Genomic DNA, 19,249 nt, shown 5'->3' with positions numbered 1-19,249 from the left:
AGCGTCAGGCTGTCCGGCGGCCCCAGGGCCGGAGCGTCAGGCTCCGCCCATCGCCTTCTTGAGCGCGGAGGCCGCGTCCCGGTACACCGGCAGCAGATCCAGGTCCTTGCCGGGGAAGTTGACGATCTTGACCTGCTTCGCGCCCGAGTCGGGCAGCACGGTCCCGGTGGACATGTGCGCGTTGTCCAGGACCAGCGCCGGCTTCTTCGCCGACAGTCCGGAGAGCTGCTGCGCGGTCACCGCCTCGGGGCCGTACGTCCCCACCACCTGCGCGCCCGCCATCTTCGCCGACCAGGCCGTGAAGACCTGGGTGACGACGGCCGGTGCCTTTCCGCCCGGCCAGGCGGCCTTCAGTTCCCGCTGGAGCGCGCCGTACTCGGTCCCGAAGTTCTTCTGCCAGGCCGCGGCGGCGGCACCGGTCCCGAACGTCTTGCCCAGCCGGGCCACTTCGGTGCCGGCCTTGTCGGCGTCGTTGTCGAGGTTCACCTCGATGAGCTTCGCCTTCGAGCCCGCGGCCTCCTTGATCTTCTCGGCGTACGGCTCGAAGGGCGCGTAAAGCACGAAGTCGGCCTCGGCCACCGCCGCGAGATCGGACGGCTTCGGGTCGTAGTCGGGGGCGTGCTGCACCGACGGCGGAACGATCACCTTGACGTCCTGCGCGCCCGCGGCCTTGGCGAACGCACCCTCCCAGGTCGTCGTGGCCACCACTACCGGGGGCCCGTCCTTGTGGTCGCCCGACGAGGAGTCCGAGCCGCCGCCGCAGCCCGCGGTCAGTGCGAGGACGGATGCGAGGAGCGCTGCGGGGAGGACAGTGGTGCGGACGCGGTTGCGCGCCATGGGCGGATTCTCCGTTCGGGAACAAGATGGACGCCGAGGGCGACGGCCCCGGCGGTCAGGACGAGGACGGGACCCGGAGGCAGGTCCATCCGGAGGGCCAGCAGGAAGCCGGTCGCGTTGACGGCGACGCCGATGCCCACGGCCCAGGCGGTGATCGATCTCAGCGAGGAGCCGAGGCGGCGCGCGGCCAGTGCGGGCAGCAGGGTGAGCGCGTCCACGAGGAGCGCGCCGGTCAGCTTGATCGCACCGGCGACCGCCACCGCGACGAGGACGAGCAGGACGAGCGTCAGCCGCTCGACCCGTACGCCGGAGCAGAGGGCGAGTTCGCGGTCGTACAGCAGCAGCGCGATGTCGCGCCGCCGCCACCAGAACAGGGCGGGCACCAGGACGGCGAGCGCGCCCAGCACCCACAGATCGGCGGCGCCGACGGACAGGATCGACCCCCAGAGCAGGGCGAAGGCGCCCGCCGCGTTGACCCCGGAGACCGCGAGCACGAGCAGGGCAGCGGCGATGGCGAGGCTCATCAGCAGGCCCATCGCCCCGGAGAGCCCGTCGGGCGTGCGGGCGAGCGGCGCGACCGCGGCGCCCGCGAGCCCGCACGCGACCAGCGCGCACAGCATGGGGTCGAGGCCGCTCAGCAGCCCGACGGCGATACCCAGCAGGGCCACATGCATCATCGCGAAGCGCACCGGCATGATGTCGAGCCCGACGATGACGACGCCGACGACCGGGAGGCCGACGGCGGCCAACAGCAGGGCGAAGCCCGCCCGCTGGACGGGGACGAGCTGGAGGAGCTGCCCGAGGTCGGCGGCGGCGAGAGTCACCGGACCTCCCGCAGCCGCCCGGCGGCCATTTCCAGCACGCGCTCGCAGCGGTCGGCCAGGGCCCGGTCGTGGGTGACCACGACGAGGGTCACCGGCAAGGCGAGCAGGACGTCCGCCGCCTCCTCCTGACCGGCGAAGTCGAGCGCGGCGGTGGGCTCGTCGGCGAGCAGCAGACCGGCTCCTGCGGCGACGGCTCCGGCCGCCCGCGCCAGGTACATGCGCTGCAACTGGCCCCCGGACAGAGTGTGCAGGGGCCGCGCGGCCAGCTCTCCCACGCCCAGTCGCCCCGCCGCGTCCGCGGCCTCCTCCGGTGCCCCGCTGCTCGCCAGCAGCTCGCCCGCCAGCAGCGGGAACCGCCCGGCCGCGGGCTTCTGCGGAATCCACGCGCAGGCCCGCCGCCGCCAGGCCCACTCGGCGGTGGTGCGGGCCGGCCGGCCTCCGACGAGGATCTCGCCGTGCACCGACCGGTGCAGGCCGAGCACGGCCCGCAGCAATGTGGTCTTGCCGGAGCCGTTGGTGCCGGTCAGCGCCACGCGTTCGCCGGACGCGACATCGAGATCGACGTCGGTCACGGCGTCCACCCGGCCGTGCCGGCAGCCCACGGCGCGCAGCCGCACATCGAGCCCGCCCATTCCGCCTCCCGCTTGGACACCCTGGTACGGGAGAGGAGTCGGACGGGTGGGCCGGTCAGTTCCCGTGGGACGCGACGGCGTCCGTCCGGCGATGTCGCCCCGCCCGTGTACGCCCCTCCTCGGCGACCGCGAACGCGCGTTCCGGGCAGCGTTCCCGACCGGCCCGCCCACCGCTGACACCGTTCGCGCCGAGCCTGATGGACCACCTGTCCCGGCCCCACGGCCGGACGGCCGGCGGGAGAAAAAAACAGTCTCGGCCAACTCCTTTGACCCACAGGGATGTTGAGCGAGCGGGCCGGAGCGGGGTCAGCGACTCCCGAACAGGGTCACTACAGTCGCACGTGTGACAGTCGCTCGTACGAACGCCCCGGGATCCCCGGACACCCGGAGTGCCGGGCGTTACCTGTGGTGGCTGATAACCAGTCAGCGCCGCCGCGTCGCGACGGGCGCCGTCCTGGGCAGCCTGTGGATGGTGAGCCTCACCCTGCCTCCCTACCTCCTGTCCCTGGCCATCGACGAAGGTCTCGAACCCGGCGACTTCTGCGCGCTGACCGGCTGGACCGGCGCCCTCCTCGGTGTCGGATTGCTGAGCTCCTGGCTGGGGATCGCCCGGCACCGCACCATGACCCGCATCCGGATGGACGCGGTCTTCCGCACCGTCCAGGTCGTCGTCCGGCAGTCGACCCTGCTGGGCGCGACGCTTCCCGGGCGGCTCACCGCCGGCGAGATCGTCACGATCGGCATCAGCGACGTCAGGACGATCAGTCAGACGCTGACCATCACCGGCCCCGGCGTGGGAGCGGTGCTCGGCTATCTCATCGTGGCCGTCCTGCTGTGGTCCGTATCGCCGCTGCTCACCCTGGTGGTCCTGCTCGGCGTGCCGGTGCTCACCCTGCTCGTCGGGCCGCTGCTCGGACGGCTCCAGGGCGCCGAGACGACCTACCGCGGGCGGCAGGGCGAGCTGGCGGGACGGATCGGAGACCTGGTCGGCGGACTGCGCGTGCTCAACGGGCTCGGCGGCAAAGCGCTGTACGCCGACCACTACCGGCGCGGGTCGCAGCAACTGCGGGCCGAGGGATACCGCGTCGGCGTGGTGACCAGCTGGATCCAGGCCCTCTCCGTCGGCCTTCCGGCGGTGTTCCTCGGCGCGGTGACCTGGCTGACGGCCCGGATGGCCGCACAGGGGGACCTCACCGTCGGCCAGTTGGTGGCGGTATACGGCTATGTCGCGGTCCTGGTCATACCGGTGGCGTTCTTCATCGAGGGCGGATACGACCTGGGGCGCGGGCTGGTCGCGGCGCGCCAGGTGGTGCGCTTCTTGAACCTGCAGCCCGACGGGGCCGACCGTGCGGAGGTGGTCGACCCGCCCGCCGCCCCGGCCGTGCTGCACGATCCGGAGTCCGGTGTGGAGGTGGAGCCGGGACTGCTGACCGCGCTGGCCGGCCGCCGCCCGGGGGACAGCGCGGCCGTCGTGGACCGGCTCGCCAGATTCACCATGTCGGCGGCGACCTGGGGCGGGACCCCTCTGGCCGACATGGAGCTGGCGCGTGTACGGGAGCGGATCCTGGTCGCCGACAACGAAGCGGACCTGTTCTCGGGCACCCTGCGGGAGGTGGTCTCGGGCCGCGCCGAGCACGACGAGGCCGCGATCACGGCGGCCGTCCGCACAGCCGTGGCGCAGGACATCATCGACGCGCTGCCGAACGGACTCGACTCGGCCGTCGACGCGCAGGGCCGCAATCTCTCGGGCGGACAGCGCCAGCGCATCCGCCTCGTCCGCGCGCTGCTCGCCGATCCCGAGGTGCTGCTGGCGGTCGAGCCCACGTCGGCGGTGGACGCCCATACGGAAGCCGTGCTGGCACACCGGCTGCGCGCGGCCCGCGCGGGCCGCACCACCCTGGTCACGAGCACATCGCCGCTGCTGCTGGAGAGGGCCGACACGGTGTACTACCTCGTCGAAGGCCGTACGAAGGCGGTCGGCAGCCACACCGAACTGCTGACCAACGAGCCGGGCTACCGCGCGCTGGTGTCCCGGGACGCGGCCGAAGGGGATGAGCCATGAGAGGTACGACGGCGGGCGAGCTGCCCCTGGACCCACCCGGCCGTCAGCTTCCCGTCGCAGAGCCCCGGCACGTACGGCGGGCCGCGCTGCGACTGGTGCGGCTCGACGGCCGCGCCTTCGCCCTCGTCATCGGGCTCAACGCGCTCGCCGCCGGGGCCGGGCTCGCCGGGCCGTGGCTGCTGGGGCAGGTCATCGACCGGATCAGGGCAGGGACCTCGGTGGCCGCGGTGGACCGGCTGGCGCTCACCATTCTCGGCTTCGCCACCGTCCAGTTGCTCCTCGCCCGCTTCGCCCGGTACCTGGCGCACCGCTTCGGCGAGCGGACCTCGGCCCGGGTACGCGAGCAGTTCGTCGAGCGGGCGCTGGCCCTGCCCGCCTCCGTCGTGGAACGCGCGGGCACCGGTGATCTCACCGCCCGCGGCACCTCCGACGTCGCCGCCGTCGGCACCACCCTGCGCGACGCCGGGCCCGAGGTCTTCATCGCCCTGTCCCAGACGCTGTTCATCATCGGAGCGGTCGTCGCCGTCGACCCTCGGCTCGGCGCCTGCGGGCTGCTCGGCCTGACCGGCATCTGGTTCGCCACCCGCTGGTATCTGCGCCGGGCGCACACCGGATATCTCGCCGAGGGCGCGGCCGACTCGGCGCTCGCCGAAGTGCTGGCCACCACCGCCGCGGGCGCCCGTACCGTGGAGGCCCTCGGCCTCCAGGAGCGCCGCGTCGCGGCCTGCCGGGACGCCATCGAGGAGTGCCGGCGCGCCCGGACGCGGACCCTGTTCCTGCGCAGCGTGCTCTTTCCTTCCGTGGACGTCTCGTACGTCCTGCCGGTCGTCGGGGTGCTGCTGCTCGGCGGCGTCCTGCACGCCCACGGAGCGGTCACGCTCGGCGCGGTCGTCGCATCGGCCGTGTATCTGCGGCAGTTGTCCGATCCGCTGGACGTCGTGCTGTTCTGGATGGACCAGCTGCAGAGCAGCACGGCCGCGTTCGCCCGCGTGGAGGGTCTCGACCGCGCCCCGCCGGCGCGGCCCGCCACCCGGGTCCCACCCGCCGACGGCCGGATCGAGGTGGCGGGCGCGCGCTATGCCTACGACGGCGGGCGGGACGTCCTGCACGGCGTCGACCTGACCGTGCGCCCCGGCGAGCGCCTCGCGCTCGTCGGCCCGTCCGGCGCGGGCAAGTCCACGCTCGGCAGGCTCCTCGCCGGTATCGACACGCCCCGCTCCGGCACGGTGACGGTCGGCGGGATACCGCTGGCCGCGCTCGACCCGGACCAGCTGCGCCGCCACGTCGTCCTGGTCACACAGGAACACCATGTCTTCCTCGGCACGGTCCGGGACAACCTGCTGATCGCGGCCCCCTCGGCGACCCGCACCGAACTGTCCGCCGCGCTCGCCGCCGTCGGCGCCGACTGGGCCGCCGAGCTCCCCGACGGCCTGGACACCGAGCTGGGCGCGGGCGGCCACCGCCTCGACGGGGCCCAGGCACAGCAACTCGCCCTGGCCCGCGTCGTCCTGGCCGACCCGCACACGCTCGTACTGGACGAGGCCACCGCCCTCCTCGACGCGAGGACCGCGCGCCACACGGAACGGGCTCTGGCCGCCGTACTCCACGGCCGTACGGTCATCGCCATCGCGCACCGCCTGCACACCGCCCACGACGCGGACCGTGTGGCCGTGCTGGAGGAAGGCCGGCTCGCCGAACTCGGCACCCACGAGCAGCTGGTGGCCGACGGCGGTGCGTATGCCGCGCTCTGGAAGTCCTGGCACGGCGGAGCGCGGGACGGCACCGTCTAGAAGACTGCTGAAAATCTTGTTGAGGGCTGTCCGGTTGTGGGCCGGGCCGGATCGGTGAGCGGTGCCAGGGCACGCGAGCCCGGACGAGAGACCCTGGGACCTCAGCCGCCGGGTCCCACCACCACCGCCTGCGTGCGCACGGTGGTCCCGTCGCTGAAGCGCAGAACGAACTCGACGCGCTCGCCCAGCTCCAGCGGGGGCGGGGACTCGACCATGACGTCGCCTGTCCCCGGGGACATCCGTACCTCGCCGCCCGCGGGGACCTTCAGCCCGGAGAGCTCCTCCATCCTGCCCGCACCGTCCGACTCGACGTCGCGGGCGAGCATCGTCGGCACGCCGAGCACAGGGGCCGTGACCGTCACGAGTGTGGCGTCCTGCCCGCCGGTGTTGCGCAGATCGATGTAGGCCACGGTGTCCCGCGCCTTCAGCGGCTGGATCAGCCGGGCCCGGGTGACCGTGATCTCCGCCGGGGGCGCTCCGGCCGCGCCGCTCGCCACATAGGCGGTGAGCAGGGCGAGGGTGACGGCACAGGCGGCCACCGGGACCATGACGGCCGCCCGGTTCCCGGGCGGGTCAGCGGAGGCTGAGGTCATCGGAACTCCTGGGGCGTCGGCGGGCCGGCCGGACAGGGCAGGACTGTGCGGTGCCCGCTCCGGTCCGTCAGGTCGAGGTTCCACGAGCGGGTGGCAGCGTCCACGAACCGCGTCGGGATCGTGTCGCCGACCTCTACCGCGGTCTTCAGCTCGGCGAACTTCGTGCCGGGGATCTTGATGGCCTTCGGATTGCCGGGCCGCAGGACCACGTGAGTGGCCTTAAAAGGGCTGGCGATGAGCTCGTGCAGCATGGGGCCTCCGGAATCGTCAGGGTCCGGACCGCTCGCCCCCGCCCGTGCGGGTGCGAGCGGTCTGTCACGCTCGGCGTGTCATCGGCCGAGCGCCATGTGCGGGTAGCCGGCGTTGATGCGGTCGCCAAGGTCCGCGCCGAGGCTGGCGATGAACTGGTCCAGGACCGCGGTCGCGGCCTCCACGCTCTCGGCGTCGCCCTTGAACTCGAACTCGATGAATGTGCCGAGCCCGTCCACCTCGTCGAACGCCACCGCGATCTGCCCGTCCGCGGTCATCCACTCCTCGCGGACCTTGTCGACGACGGCGATGTCCTTGCAGTCGAGCGAAGTCAGCACCAGGGTCACGGCCTGCGGGTCGCTGACCTCGGACTCGTACTCGTCGCAGTGGGTCTTGATCGGCTGTTCGATCGGGTGCCACCGCTTGAAGTTCAGCGACGCCTTGCCGTCCTCGACCCGGACGCGCAGCCACTCCGAGATCGAATCGGGGGCGAGGAAGTCCCGGTGCGGCGCGTTGTAGTAGGTGTCCACCTGCCGCGACGGCTCGCCCGGCTCGGCGTTCAGCCCGGCCAGCGTGTCCTTCACCGTCTGCACGTCGCCGTTCAGCCGGTACTTCTGCTCGATCTCGGTGTACTCCACGGGGGCCCTTCTGCTGGTTGCGATGGTCAATCCGCTTGACGGGCAAGCCTGTTGGGGCGCTGCTCCGTCATCTTCTCCCGCACGGACGACATCGCGTTCTGCACGAGCGTGATGTCGTCGTCGGTGAGTGGCCGGCCGGCCCCGGCAAGGGTGTCGGCGATTTGTGAAGCGTCCCGGAACCCGACCAGGGCCACGGCTTCGGGGGCGTCGTGCACGGCGTACTGCACGGCGACGCGGGCCAGGTCGCGTCGGCTCTTGCCGAACCGGCCGTGGATCTCCTCCAGTGCCTTCTCCATCAGGCGGATCAGTGCCTCGTCCTTTGACCTGCGTGAGCGGTGGTCCTGGGCACTGAAGTCGCGTTGCTGCCCGGCCCGGTAGTTCCCCAGAAGGAGACCCTGCCCGAGCGTCTGCTTGACGAGCACGCCAACGCTCTCGGCACGGGCGAACGCGAATACATCGGTCTCGCCTGGTTCGTACAGCGGCGTCATCAGGTTGCGGCGCACGGTGAGCACGTCCGGCTGCACCGTGCGGAACAGGTGCAGGAACCGGCTGGCCTCCTCACCCCACGGGTGGTCAGGGTCGTCCGCCCACTCGACAGCGAACCGGTGCGGCGCCCGCATCCCGATCGCACGGACCATGCCCAGTTTGCGCAGCCGCCGTACAGCCATGACCGTAGCTTGCAGGTACTCGTCGCTTGGGCCGAAGTCGCCGCTGTGCAGGTGGTAGACGTCCAGGTAGTCCGTGCCCAGGTTGTCCAGCGTCACGGCGAACTGATGGCCCAGCTGCTGAGGCAGGTACGGGTGCCGGGCGGTACCGGCGAAGTACCCGCCCTTGCTGGAGACCATCACCGAGTTCCGGGGTACGCCACTCAGCAGGCGGCCGACGAGGCGTTCCGAGCTGCCCATGCCGTAGACGTCGGCGGTGTCGAACAGGGTTACGCCCGACTGGTACGCGAGCACCAGGCCGCTGTAGGCGGCTTCCGCGTCCACGTTGTCCCAGCCGACCGGCTTGCCGCCGTTGACGGCGGTACCGCCGATCGTCCAGCAGCCCGCGCTGATACGGGACACCATCCTGTTCAGGCCCGGGAGCCTTACGTATTCCACGAACATCCTCACGTTCCACAGGTGTCGGAGGTGTTGATCAGTCGCCATGTCGTTTCGGATGCCCACCGGGCGTGCTCGCGGCGCAGCATCTCCCCGTGCTCGCCCCGCAACTGCGCGGCGACTTCGGTGACGGTCGTGTCCATTTCGCCGCGTAGCTGGTCGATGCGAGTTCCCAGTGAGTCCGCGATCTTGACGATCAGGTCCGTCTCTGCGGTGCTGTCCAGTGACTGGGTCTCGATCACGCTGATCATGTCGCCGAGGACGCCGTACGCCGCGCCCTTGAGGACGACGCGGGCGCCGCGCACCACGGACCGCTGCTCGCCGTCGAGGATCTTCTCCAGCGATTTCAGTGTGTAGTCCAGGGCGAAGTTCCGGTCCACCCACCGCTGCGCCCACTCGGAAGCGACGCCAATGCGCCAGTCTGCGTACGTGGAGTCCACGCGGCCCATCTGCGGCCGCAGGTCGCCAGTCAGTCCGGCTTTGGTCGCTTCGCGGGTGTAGGCCGCACCGATCAGGCACTCCATCGACACGAGCATGTACGAGATCCCGGTGTGCATCGGTCGGCCCGTAGTGTGTTCGGCCACGAACGCCTCGTCACCCACGCCGTCCACGATCTCGTCCGCCGACAGGCCGGGAGAGGGCCGCAGGAGCAGGTCATCGCGGCCCTGGAAGGCGTGCGTCGCCTTCAGCTCGACCAGCGTCATCAGGGGGTCGAACGTGATGTACGTGTACCGGGTGGGCACGCCCAGCACCGACAGAGTCCGGATCGCGAGCGCATTCTGCTCGGCGGTGGTCTCCTTGTTGAATCGGCTCAAAATCGAGTCCACTCCGGACTCGACGCCGAACAGCATCCGGCGAAGTCCCTGCTCACGTACGAGCGTCCTCCACATCTGTGCGCGCTCGACATGCCAGGCTCGATCGTGACCGCGGTGCACGACCTGGTCGATGCGGCAGCTCGACTCCCATGCGAACCCGGCCGCCTTCAGTACGCCGGCCACGCTCAGGGCACGCTCGACCGCGTCCGGGCCGGCGCCGATGAACTCCTCATCGACCAGGTACAGCACCCGCGCAACCTCGGGGTACCGGTCGAAGACGCGGCGGATCTCACCAAGCATCCACGGAAGCCGATCCGGTGCCCCACCTGACCATGTGCCTTTGTGGCCACGCGGACAGAAAGAGCAGAAGTTCGTGCACCCCCGGCTTGCCTCAAGCTGCGCGACACCGTGGTACTCGAAGGTGGCGGGCAGGAGATCAAGCTCCGGGAAGATGTCCGCGGAGGCGTCACGCGCCACCTGCTTCGCGGTGTGCCGACGGCCGATGGCTATGCCTCCGCCCCGGGCCACGCCGTTGAAGCCGAGTGCTGGGATCTGGTCGCGCTTGAGGTCGCCGTGCCAGTGCCCGAGGAGCGCCTCCATCGTCTCCTCGCCGCCTGCCCGCGCGACGAGGAGATCCGGGTACCGCCCCAGGAGCAGCCCTTCGTTCCTGGCAGTGAGGCTGCCGCCGACGATGACGGTGGGCGGCGCGTCGAGTGCGTACGCCGCGTCCAGCAGCTTGATCAGCAGGTCGTGCTGGCCGAACGTGGCCGAGACGCCGAGGATGTCCGGCGTGTCTTCGCGGACCCGGGTGAGCAGGTCGTCCAGGACCACGCCGAGCTGCATGTCGGCCAGGCTGACCGTTCCGAGCAGGGTGGACCGGGCGGCGCGCGCCACGTCGGAGATTCCGAGGGGGAAGCGCGGCAGAGGGAAGTTCTCCGGGTGATACAGGGCGGCCAGCAGCACCTGCGGCCGGCTGAACCGGTAGACGATGTGCTCGTCAAGCTTGGCCAGCGACAGCCAGGAGCGCCCGGTATCGAGCTGTAAGTGTCCGTCAGTCCAGGCAGGCCAGGTCCGGGTGTCGTGCGGCTGGCCGGACAGGTCAGCCACCGCCCACTGCCCGTCTTCGCGCTCCAGGAACACCAGCCGGCGTTCGAGAGTGCCGGTGACGTGGACCCGAGCCGTGTGCCGGTCGGCCAGGGCCGCCCGTAAGGACTCGGGGGCGATCGACAGGCGGTGAGTGTCCTGTTCGTCCATCTGCGCATCATCCGACGCGCCGGCGAGCCGCAGTACCTCGTGCAGCCTCGTGCCAGTGGTTTGGGACATGCGGAAGGTCTCCGTCTCGCTGAATGAGGGGAATCCCGGCACGGCGCGGCTGCCATTCCACGCGGGAGTTGGAGCGCGGTCGCACTGACCGTGCCGTGCCGAGGTAGAGCCGCCCCCGTACTTGAGCCCGTCATGGGTCTTGGGCCCGGCGTCAGGCCGGAGGCGGAGAGCGTCAGCCCTGTGGGCCGCGCAGCACGACGGCGGTCAGGCATCCGTCGTTGCAGAGGTCGTAGCGGGTGGTCTTCGCCCAGCCGTCGCCGAGCCTGACGATTACCTGTTCCGAGATGCCGCGGTGCGACGCTTCGGCAGGCTGCCGCTCGTGTACGGGGGTCATGACATACAGCACACCGTCCGGCCGCAGCCAGCGGCGCACGTCCGTGAGGAAACGGGCCCGATCCAGGAAAGCCAAGGCCAGGCGGCACACCACGATGTCCACGCTGCCGGGGGCGAGGTCCGCCGGGATCGGCTCGACGTTGAAGTCATGTTCCCGGAAGCGCAGGTGAGGGTGCGTGAACTTGGCTGCGGCTTCGCGGATGACCAGAGGCGAGAAGTCGTAGCCCGTCGTGTCCAGGCCCCATGCCGTCGCCATCGTGTGTGCGAATTGGCCCCACCCGCATCCGACATCGATCGTGGTCATGCCGGTCTCGGGCCGCACGTGCGCGCGGAACAGACCCTGTTCCTCGTCATTGACCGGCCGGAATCGGGTGCCCTTGGCATAGCAGTCGTCCCAGTACCCCGGCTTGCGGGTCGGGGGGAGCACCGCGGCGCTCATGCCGCAGGCTCCGGGCTGCCGCCCACCTGTCGAATAGGGTGCGGCTTGTTGGGATCGAAGCGCCGCTCAACCGTTTCGTCGGCGGCAACTCTGAACAGGTTCACCTCGGAGGGACCGGGGTCGTCCGACACGATCGCGGCAAGAGCTGCGCCCTGCACACGGCGGGGGAGCTGGCTGGTCATCGTCTTCCTCTCACGGATGGGGAGCCGTACAGGGCGAGCGGCACGATCAGCCCGGCGCAGGTCAGTACGATGAGGATCTGTAAGCGCCTTTGCCGCCAGCCCCACCACCGCTCGTCCATCCAGCGGACCGGTTCTCTTCAAGTCGCCGTCTCGGGCACGACCAGCGCCGTGAAGCACTGGCACTCGGCCACGAAGGTCAGCTCAATCTCGTACTCGCTGTCATCCCGGCTGATGTGGCTGCGGTCCAGGACCAGAACGCCGTCCGCGAAGCCTTCGTGCATGAGCTTGCGGGCCTGCACCCAGCGGGGGGACTGCTGCGGGGCCATCGGACCGGTGTCGTCGTGGAACTGGTGCCCCACGTACCAGCCACGCTTCGCGGCCTCTTGGGCGAGGACCTCGAACGCCGGGGCCGAGTCCGCTCCCCTGAGCGTGCGGACGTAGGCGATGACACGCCGGGGCCGGATCGGGCGGTGTGCGAACACCGGCTCATTGAGGCGTTCGCGCAGCCGCTTCAGTTGCAGGTTCGGCGCGGCCTGGACGCGGGGCGTGGCGGAGCCACCGAGGAAGCGCATGGACTCGTTGTCACGGTCCATCCACGTCGTATCTTGTGCCGCCCTTGCCGTGCCTCGCATCGTCGTCTCCGTCGCTCGGGGGAGCGGGCGGACCGCCACTGTCACGTCGGCGGTCCGCCCTTCGGGGGGCGAGCGCGGAAGCCGAAGGGGGTCCCCATCACGGCTTCCTTGCTCGACGGGATCAGTGAACTCCCGCACGCGGAGCGTCACCAGGTGCCGCCAAGGTGGAAAGCGTTCAACCCGTTCAAGAGTGTTCGAATGCGTTCGATCCCTCAACTTGCCCAAAGGGCACTAACGTTGGGTCATGGCCCAGTCACGCAATGGCAAACTTGCGCAGGCGATCGAGCAAGCTGGGGTGAGCTACGAAGCAACCGCCCGAGGCGTCCGAGCTGTGGCAACTGCCTCCGGCGACAGCTCGATTCACACCACCAAGTCGAACGTGGCGTATTGGGTCCGCGGGGGGCGTCCCCATCCGGCGACGGCTCGATACCTGCGCGAATTCCTCGCGCGGAAAGTCGCCCGACCCTTAAGTCTTGAAGAACTGGGGCTCGCCGTAGCCGACGGCGATTCCGACCAGGCCGACTTGGGGCTTACCGTCGAAGGCGATCCAGTGGTGACGCTGGGGCGGATTGGGAGAGCTGACATCGAGCGACGAACCTTCTTGACGACAGCCGCATACTCCGTGGCCGGCGCCGCCCTGCCTCTCGGCATGGCAGGCGAGATCCAGGCCCGCACCGAGCGCGCAGTCACCGGCGGCACCGCCGGAGCCGCCGAGGTCGAAGCCGTCCGGGACATGGTGAGCATGTTCACGGCCATTGATGAGCGCCACGGCGGGCAGCATGGCCGCAGCACCGTCGTGCAGTACCTCACCGACGACGTGCAGCGCCTGTGCAATTCGCGGTTCCAGACCGAAGCACTCCAGCGGAAGATGTTCTCGGCAGCCGCGTCCCTGGCCTACTTGGCCGGCTGGAAGGCGTACGACGCCGGCGAGCACGGCTTGGCGCAGCGCTACTACCTCCAGGCCTTCAGCCTCGCCCGCAGATCTGGGAATCGAGGAGATCAGGCGTACGTTCTGCGTATCCTCGCCCACCACGGCATGGACAATGGCCGACCGGAACACGTGCTCGGGCTCGCCGACGCAGCGATCAGACTGAGCCGCGGCGTCGATCGGGCAACCGAATCGCTGTTCGTCATCTGCCGGGCCCGCGCGCTCGCCGAGTCCGGCAGATTCGCCGACGCACGCCGCGAGGCCGACCGCGCCCGTGACCTGGCGGCGCGTGGCGAGATCGGCGAGATGACCGGCTGGGCCTCACTGTGGGGAGCACCATCCGCCACAGTCGATTCCCACACGGCGAAGATCTACGCACGAGTCGGCGACCACGCGACTGCCGAGGCCCATCACGCGGGTGCCCGAAAGCGGTACGGCTCGACGGCACACCAGCGGATTGCCGCGCTGTCCGCCGCAGCCGAGGGCCACGCTCAACTTCACCAAGGGCAGATCGAGGCGGCGTGCGTCACCTGGGACAAGGCGATGGACACAATGACCGGCATCCGCTCGTCCCGCACCCGTAAGTCGGTCCAGTCGATGCGCTCGGACCTGGCTCCGTTCCGCTCGCGCGGTGCCCGCCCGGCGCTGGAACTGGACGAACGGGCCCGTACCTGGCTCCGCGAAGCGGTCTGAGGCACGGGCCCGTCACATAGTCGGCATGCCTCGGTCCGGGGGCAGCAGAGGGCAGAGCCTCGGGACCTCCTTGAGTGCCCGCCGCACCGTGCAGGGCTGCGCGGTCTGCATCGCGTACAGCTCTGCCCGCAGCGATTCCATGTGCCTCCGCCCGCCGCCGGACGTTTTATGGGGCTAGCTGTTCTGTCCTGGGAGGTTGTGGACGGGTGTGGGAGATCTCGGTTGAGGGATCTCGAAATGGGCGCCGCGAGGCCTGCCGCGCGCCCGGACGGTCGGCGCGCAGCCGCAGGCTGTTGCCGACGACCAGGACCGAGCTGGCGGACATCGCGAGCGCCGCGAACATCGGGTTGAGCCAGCCCGTCGCGGCCAGCGGCACGGTGACGACGTTGTAGCCGAAGGCCCAGACAAGGTTGGCGCGGATGGTGGTGAGCGTGCGGCGGGTCAGGAGCACCGCCGCGACGACCGCCGCCATGTCCTCCCGTACGAGCGTGATGTCGGCGGCTCCGATGGCCGCGTCCGTGCCACTGCCCATCGCGATGCCCAGGTCGGCTACGGCGAGGGCGGCGGCGTCGTTGACGCCGTCGCCGATCACGGCGACCTGCCGTCCTTCGGCGCGCAGCGCGGCGACCAGCTCGGACTTGCCCTCGGGGGTGACGCCCGCGTGCACGGTGGTGATGCCCAGTTCCCGGGCGACCGCGTGCGCCGCGGCCGGCCCGTCGCCGGTCACCAGGATCGGCTCGATGCCCAGGCGCTTCAGTTTGGTCACCGCGGCTCCGCTGGAGGGCCGCAGGGTGTCGCCGACGGCGAGCACGGCGACGGGCCGGGAGTCGACCTCGACGACGACCGCCGTGTGGCCCGCCTCCTCGGCGCGCCCCAGGGCTGTGCCCAGGGGCTCCGGCAGACCGCCTCCGGCCCGGGGTCTGCGTACGGAGATCTCCCGGCCCTCGACCCGGCCGTGCACGCCCTCGCCCTGCACGACACGGAAGCCGGCCGCCTCGGGCAGCGGCTCACCGTCCGCCTGTCGGCGCGCTGCCGCCACCACGGCCCGGCCGATGGGGTGTTCGGAGCCGTACTCCACCGCGCCCGCCAGACGCAGCACCTCCGCCGCGTCGAGGCCGTCGGCCACCGCGGTCCCGACGAGTGTCATACGGCCCGTGGTGAGCGTGCCCGTCTTGTCGAAGACGGCGGTGTCGACGCGGCGCAGCCGCTCCAGCGCCCCCGGCTCCTTGATCAGCACACCGAGCTGGGCACCGCGCCCGGTGGCCGCCAGGAAGGCGGTGGGGGTCGCGAGGCCCAGCGCGCACGGGCAGGCCACGACGAGTACGGCGACGGCGGCCGTGACGGCGGCCTCCGGGTCGGCGCCGGCCCCGAGCCAGAAGCCGAGCACACAGGCCGCGACCGTCACGATGGCCGGGACGAACACCCCCGCGACGGCGTCGGCGAGCCGCTGAAGGCGTGCCTTGCCCGCCTGGGCGTCGGTCACCAGGCGGGTGATGCGGGCCAGCTGGGTGTCCGCTCCGACGGCGGTCGCGCGGACGACGAGCAGCCCGCCTGAGTTGACGGCGCCGCCCACGACACGGAAGCCGGGGCCCACCTCGACCGGTGTCGGCTCGCCCGTGACCAGGGACAGATCCAGCGCCGAGCCGCCCTCGGTCACCACACCGTCGGTGGCGACCTTCTCGCCCGGCCGGACCATGAACTCCTGGCCCGCGCGGAGCGCCGACACCGGGACCCGCTCGCCGCCCTTCCTCAGCTCCACGTCCTTCGCGCCCAGTTCGGCCAGCGCCCGCAGCGCGGACCCGGTGCCGTGCTTGGCGCGCGCCTCCAGATACCGGCCGGCCAGGACGAAGAGCGGTACGCCGACCGCCGCCTCCAGATACAGATGCGCGGTGCCGCCCTCCGCGCTGGGCAGCCAGCTGAACGGCATCCGCATGCCCGGGTCGCTCGCGCCGCCGAAGTACAGGGCGTACACCGACCAGAGGTAGGAGGCGAGCACACCGAGCGAGACGAGGGTGTCCATGGTGGCCGTGGCATGCCGCAGTCCTGCCAGCGCGCGAGCGTGGAAGGGGTGGGAGCTCCAGATGACGACCGGCCCCGCGAGGGTGAAGCAGAGCCACTGCCAGTAGTCGAACTGGAGGGCCGGGACCATCGACAGGACCAGTACCGGCACCGCCAGCGCCGCCGTGATCAGCAGCCGCTCGCGGCCCTCGCGCCGCTCGGCGTCGTCCGGGCTCTCGTCCGGGCTCTCGTCCTGCGGTGGCTGCGGCAACCGGGCGGTGTAGCCCGCCCGTTCCACCGTCGAGATCAGCGTCCCGGCGCTCACCTCGGGCGGATGGGTGATCCGGGCCAGACCTGTCGCCAGGTTGACGGTGGCGCTCACGCCCTCCACACGGTTCAGCTTCTTCTCCACCCGGGCCACGCAGGCCGCGCAGGTCATGCCGCTGATCAGGAGATCCGTCACCGGACCGCCCCCATGTCATGCGTCCCCGGCATCCCGCCGGGCCCTTCGGGCGCGGGGTCGCCCGGCTCCTCGACGCGGTGCAGCCCCGGAGCCACGGGGCCGACGGCGCGCCCCACGGCGTACGAGAGGGCCGTCAGCGCGAGCACCAGAAACACGAACCCGACCAGGGCCCGGGGCACGGGCAGCCGTGAAGTCCACATGCGTCCATACCGTACGGGGGTATTCGCGCGAGGCGAACCCCCGAACGCTGTGAGGAAGAACGGCGTCCCCGCCGGGAACCCTGGGGGCCGGCCCTACGACGGCGTGCACCGTCGGCGGAAGGAGACTGGCGGCCCACCGGCCACCGGGTGATCATCGGGGCATGAGCCCCACGATTCATCTCGCCCAGCAGCCCGAGGCCGACGAACTGCTCGGCCGCAGCCCGCTCGCCGCCCTGGTCGGCATGCTGCTCGACCAGCAGGTCCCTATGGAGTGGGCGTTCTCCGGCCCCTACACCGTCGCGCAGCGGCTCGGCGGCGACGATCTGGACGCCGCCGAGATCGCCTCGTACGACCCGGACGCCTTCGCCGAGCTGCTGAAGGAGAAGCCCGCCGTCCACCGCTACCCGGGCAATATGGCCAAGCGGGTGCAGCTGCTGTGCCGGTACCTGGTCGACGAGTACGACGGCGACGCGAGCTCCCTCTGGCGGGACGTCGCCACCGGCGACGAACTGCTCGCGCGGCTGAAGGCACTGCCCGGCTTCGGCGAGCAGAAGGCTCAGATCTTCCTGGCACTGCTGGGCAAGCAGTTCGACGTACAGCCGAAGGGCTGGCGCGAGGCGGCCGGGGCGTACGGCGAGAAGGGCTCCTACCGCTCGGCGGCCGACATCACCGGACCCGAGTCGCTGGCCAAGGTGCGCGCACACAAGCAGGAGATGAAACGAGCCGCGAAGGCTACCAAAAAGGCCTGATCAACGGCGTGTTGAAGTGGATGGATCACGTCCTGGTGTCAAAGCGGTGAAATGCGCCAGGAGTTGAGGCGCTGCTGTTCCCAGAACTCGCAGAGATCGCTAGCTTCCCCTCAACCTCGTAGACCTCGGGAAGGACCTCTGTGAAGGCAACCCATCGCAGAGCCGCGGCCGTCCTGGCCGCCGCCGCACTCGCCACCCCGCTCCTGCTGGCATCCGCCTCCCCCTCCGCCGCCCGCCCGAAGCCCGGAGACCAGGCGGCCAAGGACGCGACGAAGCTCGCCAGGAAGCTGGTGGGGAAGTCGTCCGCCAAGGACGCCTACAAGCACCTGCAGAAGTTACAGCAGATAGCCGACACCACGGACGGTCACCGGGCCGCCGGCTCGCTCGGGTACGACGCCTCCGCGGCGTACGTCTACCAGCAGCTGGAGAAGTACGGCTACGACGTCTCGTACCAGCAGTTCGACTTCATCTACACCGAGACGCAGGCCGAGAAGCTGGCGGTGCTCTCCCCCGGGCCGCGGTCCCTCGCCATCACCGCGATGACGTACACCAAGTCCACCCCGGTGGGCGGCATCAAGGCCGGCCTGGCCGCCGTCCCGGTCGACGCGACGACCGGCTGTGAGGCCACCGACTACGCCTCCGGGACCTTCACCGGGAAGATCGCCCTCATCAAGCGCGGAGGCTGCACCTTCGCCGAGAAGCAGGCTGCGGCGGCGGGCGCGGGGGCGGTCGGCGCGATCATCTACAACAACACCGACGGCGCGCTGTCGGGCACCCTCGGCGACACGGCCTCCGGGAAGATCCCCACTGGCGGCGTCAGCAAGGCGGACGGCGAGACGCTCGCCGCGGACCTCGCCAAGGGGCCGGTGAACCTCTCCTTCGAGATCCGCCAGTTGCAGCAGAAGCGCTCCACCAACAACGTGATCGCGGAGACCCGCGGCGGCAACGCGGCCAACACCGTCATGTTCGGCTCGCACCTCGACTCGGTCACCGCGGGCCCCGGCATCAACGACAACGGTTCCGGCTCCGCCGGACTCCTCGAAGTCGCCCAGGAACTCGCCAAGTCCCACGCCAAGCCGGCCAACAAGGTCCGCTTCGCCTGGTGGTCGGCGGAGGAGAACGGCCTGCTCGGCTCGGAGGCGTACGTCGCGCAGCTGAGCTCGCTGGGCAAGAAGGAGATCAAGCTCTACCTGAACTTCGACATGATCGCCTCGCCGAACTACGGACTCTTCGTCTACGACGGCGACGACTCGGACGGCGTGGGTTCGGGCCCCGGCCCCGCGGGCTCGGCGCAGCTCGAACGCGACATCAACGCGTTCCTGGACAAGCAGGGCAAGCCGCACGAGGGCACGGACTTCTCCGGTCGCTCGGACTACGGGCCGTTCATCGAGGTCGGCATCCCCTCCGGCGGCACCTTCACCGGCGCGGAAGGCATCAAGACCCCGGCCCAGGCGGCGAAGTTCGGCGGGACGGCGGGAACGGCGTACGACGCCTGCTACCACTCCAAGTGCGACAACCTCGCCAACATCGACATGAGGGCGTTCGGCATCAACATCGGCGTGATCGCGAACGCGGTGGGCACGTACGCGCACGACCTGAGCTCGCTCCGGAAGCCGGTGGTCACCGTGCCGACGGGTGGGGGCGCGGGCAGTGGGGGCGGCCTGCACGACGGCCACGACGTGACGGAGTAACGAGGCCCGGGGCCCGCGCCTCAAGCGCCGGCGGGGCGTGGTCCTGCTCCCTGCCGGCGCTCGCGGACAGGCGGC

Annotated in this window: 18 protein-coding genes; 5 read left to right on the top strand and 13 right to left on the bottom strand. The window is 70.8% G+C overall.

All coding sequences use genetic code 11. The features are described from left to right. Nucleotides 1-36: 36 nt before the first annotated feature. Genes OG293_RS18415 through OG293_RS18405 form a run of 3 tightly spaced genes read right to left on the bottom strand, consistent with a single transcriptional unit; the run spans nucleotide 37 to nucleotide 2,293 of the window. Nucleotides 37-837 (bottom strand): metal ABC transporter solute-binding protein, Zn/Mn family, encoded by an 801-nt coding sequence (locus OG293_RS18415; protein ID WP_405999876.1) that lies wholly within the window; start codon nucleotides 835-837, stop codon nucleotides 37-39. Beyond that, the gene (locus tag OG293_RS18410) at nucleotides 771-1,661 is read right to left on the bottom strand and encodes a metal ABC transporter permease (protein WP_405999875.1); all 891 of its coding nucleotides are present in this window, start codon (nucleotides 1,659-1,661) and stop codon (nucleotides 771-773) included. Before OG293_RS18410 ends, OG293_RS18415 begins: the two co-directional genes overlap by 67 nt. Then, entirely contained in the window at nucleotides 1,658-2,293 is a 636-nt protein-coding gene (locus OG293_RS18405) for an ATP-binding cassette domain-containing protein (protein WP_405999874.1), read from the bottom strand. The genes OG293_RS18410 and OG293_RS18405 overlap by 4 nt, the downstream gene beginning before the upstream one ends. Before the next feature lie 469 nt (nucleotides 2,294-2,762). Here OG293_RS18405 and OG293_RS18400 point away from each other — a divergent pair, with 469 nt between their 5' ends. Both OG293_RS18400 and OG293_RS18395 read left to right on the top strand, forming a co-directional pair. Next, nucleotides 2,763-4,355, top strand: a complete 1,593-nt coding sequence (locus OG293_RS18400; RefSeq protein WP_406003635.1) for an ABC transporter transmembrane domain-containing protein — start codon at nucleotides 2,763-2,765, stop codon at nucleotides 4,353-4,355. Continuing rightward, on the top strand, nucleotides 4,352-6,145 hold the full coding sequence (locus tag OG293_RS18395; RefSeq protein WP_405999873.1) for an ABC transporter ATP-binding protein: 1,794 nt from the start codon (nucleotides 4,352-4,354) through the stop codon (nucleotides 6,143-6,145). Before OG293_RS18400 ends, OG293_RS18395 begins: the two co-directional genes overlap by 4 nt. Before the next feature lie 101 nt (nucleotides 6,146-6,246). Here OG293_RS18395 and OG293_RS18390 read toward each other — a convergent pair whose 3' ends face one another. The 8 genes from OG293_RS18390 to OG293_RS18355 form a co-directional block, all read right to left on the bottom strand. Then, nucleotides 6,247-6,738: a copper chaperone PCu(A)C gene (locus tag OG293_RS18390; RefSeq protein ID WP_405999872.1), complete on the bottom strand. Its 492-nt coding sequence runs from the start codon at nucleotides 6,736-6,738 to the stop codon at nucleotides 6,247-6,249. Then, complete coding sequence (locus OG293_RS18385; protein WP_405999871.1) at nucleotides 6,735-6,989, bottom strand: hypothetical protein; 255 nt, start codon at nucleotides 6,987-6,989, stop codon at nucleotides 6,735-6,737. The genes OG293_RS18390 and OG293_RS18385 overlap by 4 nt, the downstream gene beginning before the upstream one ends. 78 nt (nucleotides 6,990-7,067) lie before the next feature. After that, complete coding sequence (locus OG293_RS18380) at nucleotides 7,068-7,625, bottom strand: class IV adenylate cyclase (RefSeq protein WP_405999870.1); 558 nt, start codon at nucleotides 7,623-7,625, stop codon at nucleotides 7,068-7,070. 26 nt (nucleotides 7,626-7,651) lie between these two features. Beyond that, nucleotides 7,652-8,728, bottom strand: coding sequence for an aldo/keto reductase (locus OG293_RS18375; protein WP_405999869.1), 1,077 nt, complete (start codon nucleotides 8,726-8,728; stop codon nucleotides 7,652-7,654). An 8-nt stretch (nucleotides 8,729-8,736) separates the two neighbouring features. Further along, nucleotides 8,737-10,866 carry a B12-binding domain-containing radical SAM protein gene (locus OG293_RS18370; protein ID WP_405999868.1) on the bottom strand — a complete coding sequence of 710 codons (2,130 nt, stop codon included), beginning with the start codon at nucleotides 10,864-10,866 and terminating at the stop codon, nucleotides 8,737-8,739. Nucleotides 10,867-11,038: 172 nt separating this feature from the next. Further along, complete coding sequence (locus tag OG293_RS18365) at nucleotides 11,039-11,638, bottom strand: class I SAM-dependent methyltransferase (protein ID WP_405999867.1); 600 nt, start codon at nucleotides 11,636-11,638, stop codon at nucleotides 11,039-11,041. Further along, entirely contained in the window at nucleotides 11,635-11,820 is a 186-nt protein-coding gene (locus tag OG293_RS18360; RefSeq protein WP_405999866.1) for a hypothetical protein, read from the bottom strand. The genes OG293_RS18365 and OG293_RS18360 overlap by 4 nt, the downstream gene beginning before the upstream one ends. A 137-nt stretch (nucleotides 11,821-11,957) precedes the next feature. Further along, nucleotides 11,958-12,413 carry a hypothetical protein gene (locus OG293_RS18355; RefSeq protein ID WP_405999865.1) on the bottom strand — a complete coding sequence of 152 codons (456 nt, stop codon included), beginning with the start codon at nucleotides 12,411-12,413 and terminating at the stop codon, nucleotides 11,958-11,960. Between the two features lie 283 nt (nucleotides 12,414-12,696). Between OG293_RS18355 and OG293_RS18350 the strand changes: the two genes are divergently transcribed. After that, nucleotides 12,697-14,073: a hypothetical protein gene (locus tag OG293_RS18350; RefSeq protein WP_405999864.1), complete on the top strand. Its 1,377-nt coding sequence runs from the start codon at nucleotides 12,697-12,699 to the stop codon at nucleotides 14,071-14,073. A gap of 166 nt (nucleotides 14,074-14,239) precedes the next feature. Here OG293_RS18350 and OG293_RS18345 read toward each other — a convergent pair whose 3' ends face one another. Together OG293_RS18345 and OG293_RS18340 are read right to left on the bottom strand one after the other, a co-directional pair. Beyond that, on the bottom strand, nucleotides 14,240-16,510 hold the full coding sequence (locus OG293_RS18345; protein ID WP_406003634.1) for a heavy metal translocating P-type ATPase: 2,271 nt from the start codon (nucleotides 16,508-16,510) through the stop codon (nucleotides 14,240-14,242). A 20-nt stretch (nucleotides 16,511-16,530) separates the two neighbouring features. Then, nucleotides 16,531-16,734, bottom strand: a complete 204-nt coding sequence (locus OG293_RS18340; RefSeq protein ID WP_405999863.1) for a hypothetical protein — start codon at nucleotides 16,732-16,734, stop codon at nucleotides 16,531-16,533. Nucleotides 16,735-16,895: 161 nt separating this feature from the next. Here OG293_RS18340 and OG293_RS18335 point away from each other — a divergent pair, with 161 nt between their 5' ends. After that, a complete protein-coding gene (locus OG293_RS18335) occupies nucleotides 16,896-17,483 on the top strand; it encodes an HhH-GPD-type base excision DNA repair protein (protein WP_405999862.1) in 588 nt (195 codons plus the stop codon). A gap of 140 nt (nucleotides 17,484-17,623) precedes the next feature. Then, the gene (locus tag OG293_RS18330; RefSeq protein WP_405999861.1) at nucleotides 17,624-19,174 is read left to right on the top strand and encodes a M28 family metallopeptidase; all 1,551 of its coding nucleotides are present in this window, start codon (nucleotides 17,624-17,626) and stop codon (nucleotides 19,172-19,174) included. The last annotated feature ends 75 nt before the right edge of the window (nucleotides 19,175-19,249 follow it).

The sequence above is a fragment of the Streptomyces sp. NBC_00829 genome, from assembly GCF_045161795.1.
Lineage (GTDB): Bacteria > Actinomycetota > Actinomycetes > Streptomycetales > Streptomycetaceae > Streptomyces.
This window is presented reverse-complemented; position numbering and strand designations above follow the sequence as displayed.

Excerpts from the sequence above, each read along its gene's own strand:
- OG293_RS18370 (WP_405999868.1), bottom strand. The coding sequence starts at position 10,866 with ATGTCCCAAACCACTGGCACGAGGCTGCACGAGGTACTGCGGCTCGCC.
- OG293_RS18390 (WP_405999872.1), bottom strand. The coding sequence starts at position 6,738 with ATGACCTCAGCCTCCGCTGACCCGCCCGGGAACCGGGCGGCCGTCATG.
- OG293_RS18385 (WP_405999871.1), bottom strand. The coding sequence starts at position 6,989 with ATGCTGCACGAGCTCATCGCCAGCCCTTTTAAGGCCACTCACGTGGTC.
- OG293_RS18400 (WP_406003635.1), top strand. The coding sequence starts at position 2,763 with ATGGTGAGCCTCACCCTGCCTCCCTACCTCCTGTCCCTGGCCATCGAC.
- OG293_RS18340 (WP_405999863.1), bottom strand. The coding sequence starts at position 16,734 with ATGTGGACTTCACGGCTGCCCGTGCCCCGGGCCCTGGTCGGGTTCGTG.
- OG293_RS18335 (WP_405999862.1), top strand. The coding sequence starts at position 16,896 with ATGAGCCCCACGATTCATCTCGCCCAGCAGCCCGAGGCCGACGAACTG.
- OG293_RS18415 (WP_405999876.1), bottom strand. The coding sequence starts at position 837 with ATGGCGCGCAACCGCGTCCGCACCACTGTCCTCCCCGCAGCGCTCCTC.
- OG293_RS18395 (WP_405999873.1), top strand. The coding sequence starts at position 4,352 with ATGAGAGGTACGACGGCGGGCGAGCTGCCCCTGGACCCACCCGGCCGT.
- OG293_RS18355 (WP_405999865.1), bottom strand. The coding sequence starts at position 12,413 with ATGGACCGTGACAACGAGTCCATGCGCTTCCTCGGTGGCTCCGCCACG.
- OG293_RS18345 (WP_406003634.1), bottom strand. The coding sequence starts at position 16,510 with ATGACCTGCGCGGCCTGCGTGGCCCGGGTGGAGAAGAAGCTGAACCGT.
- OG293_RS18350 (WP_405999864.1), top strand. The coding sequence starts at position 12,697 with ATGGCCCAGTCACGCAATGGCAAACTTGCGCAGGCGATCGAGCAAGCT.
- OG293_RS18365 (WP_405999867.1), bottom strand. The coding sequence starts at position 11,638 with ATGAGCGCCGCGGTGCTCCCCCCGACCCGCAAGCCGGGGTACTGGGAC.
- OG293_RS18360 (WP_405999866.1), bottom strand. The coding sequence starts at position 11,820 with ATGACCAGCCAGCTCCCCCGCCGTGTGCAGGGCGCAGCTCTTGCCGCG.
- OG293_RS18405 (WP_405999874.1), bottom strand. The coding sequence starts at position 2,293 with ATGGGCGGGCTCGATGTGCGGCTGCGCGCCGTGGGCTGCCGGCACGGC.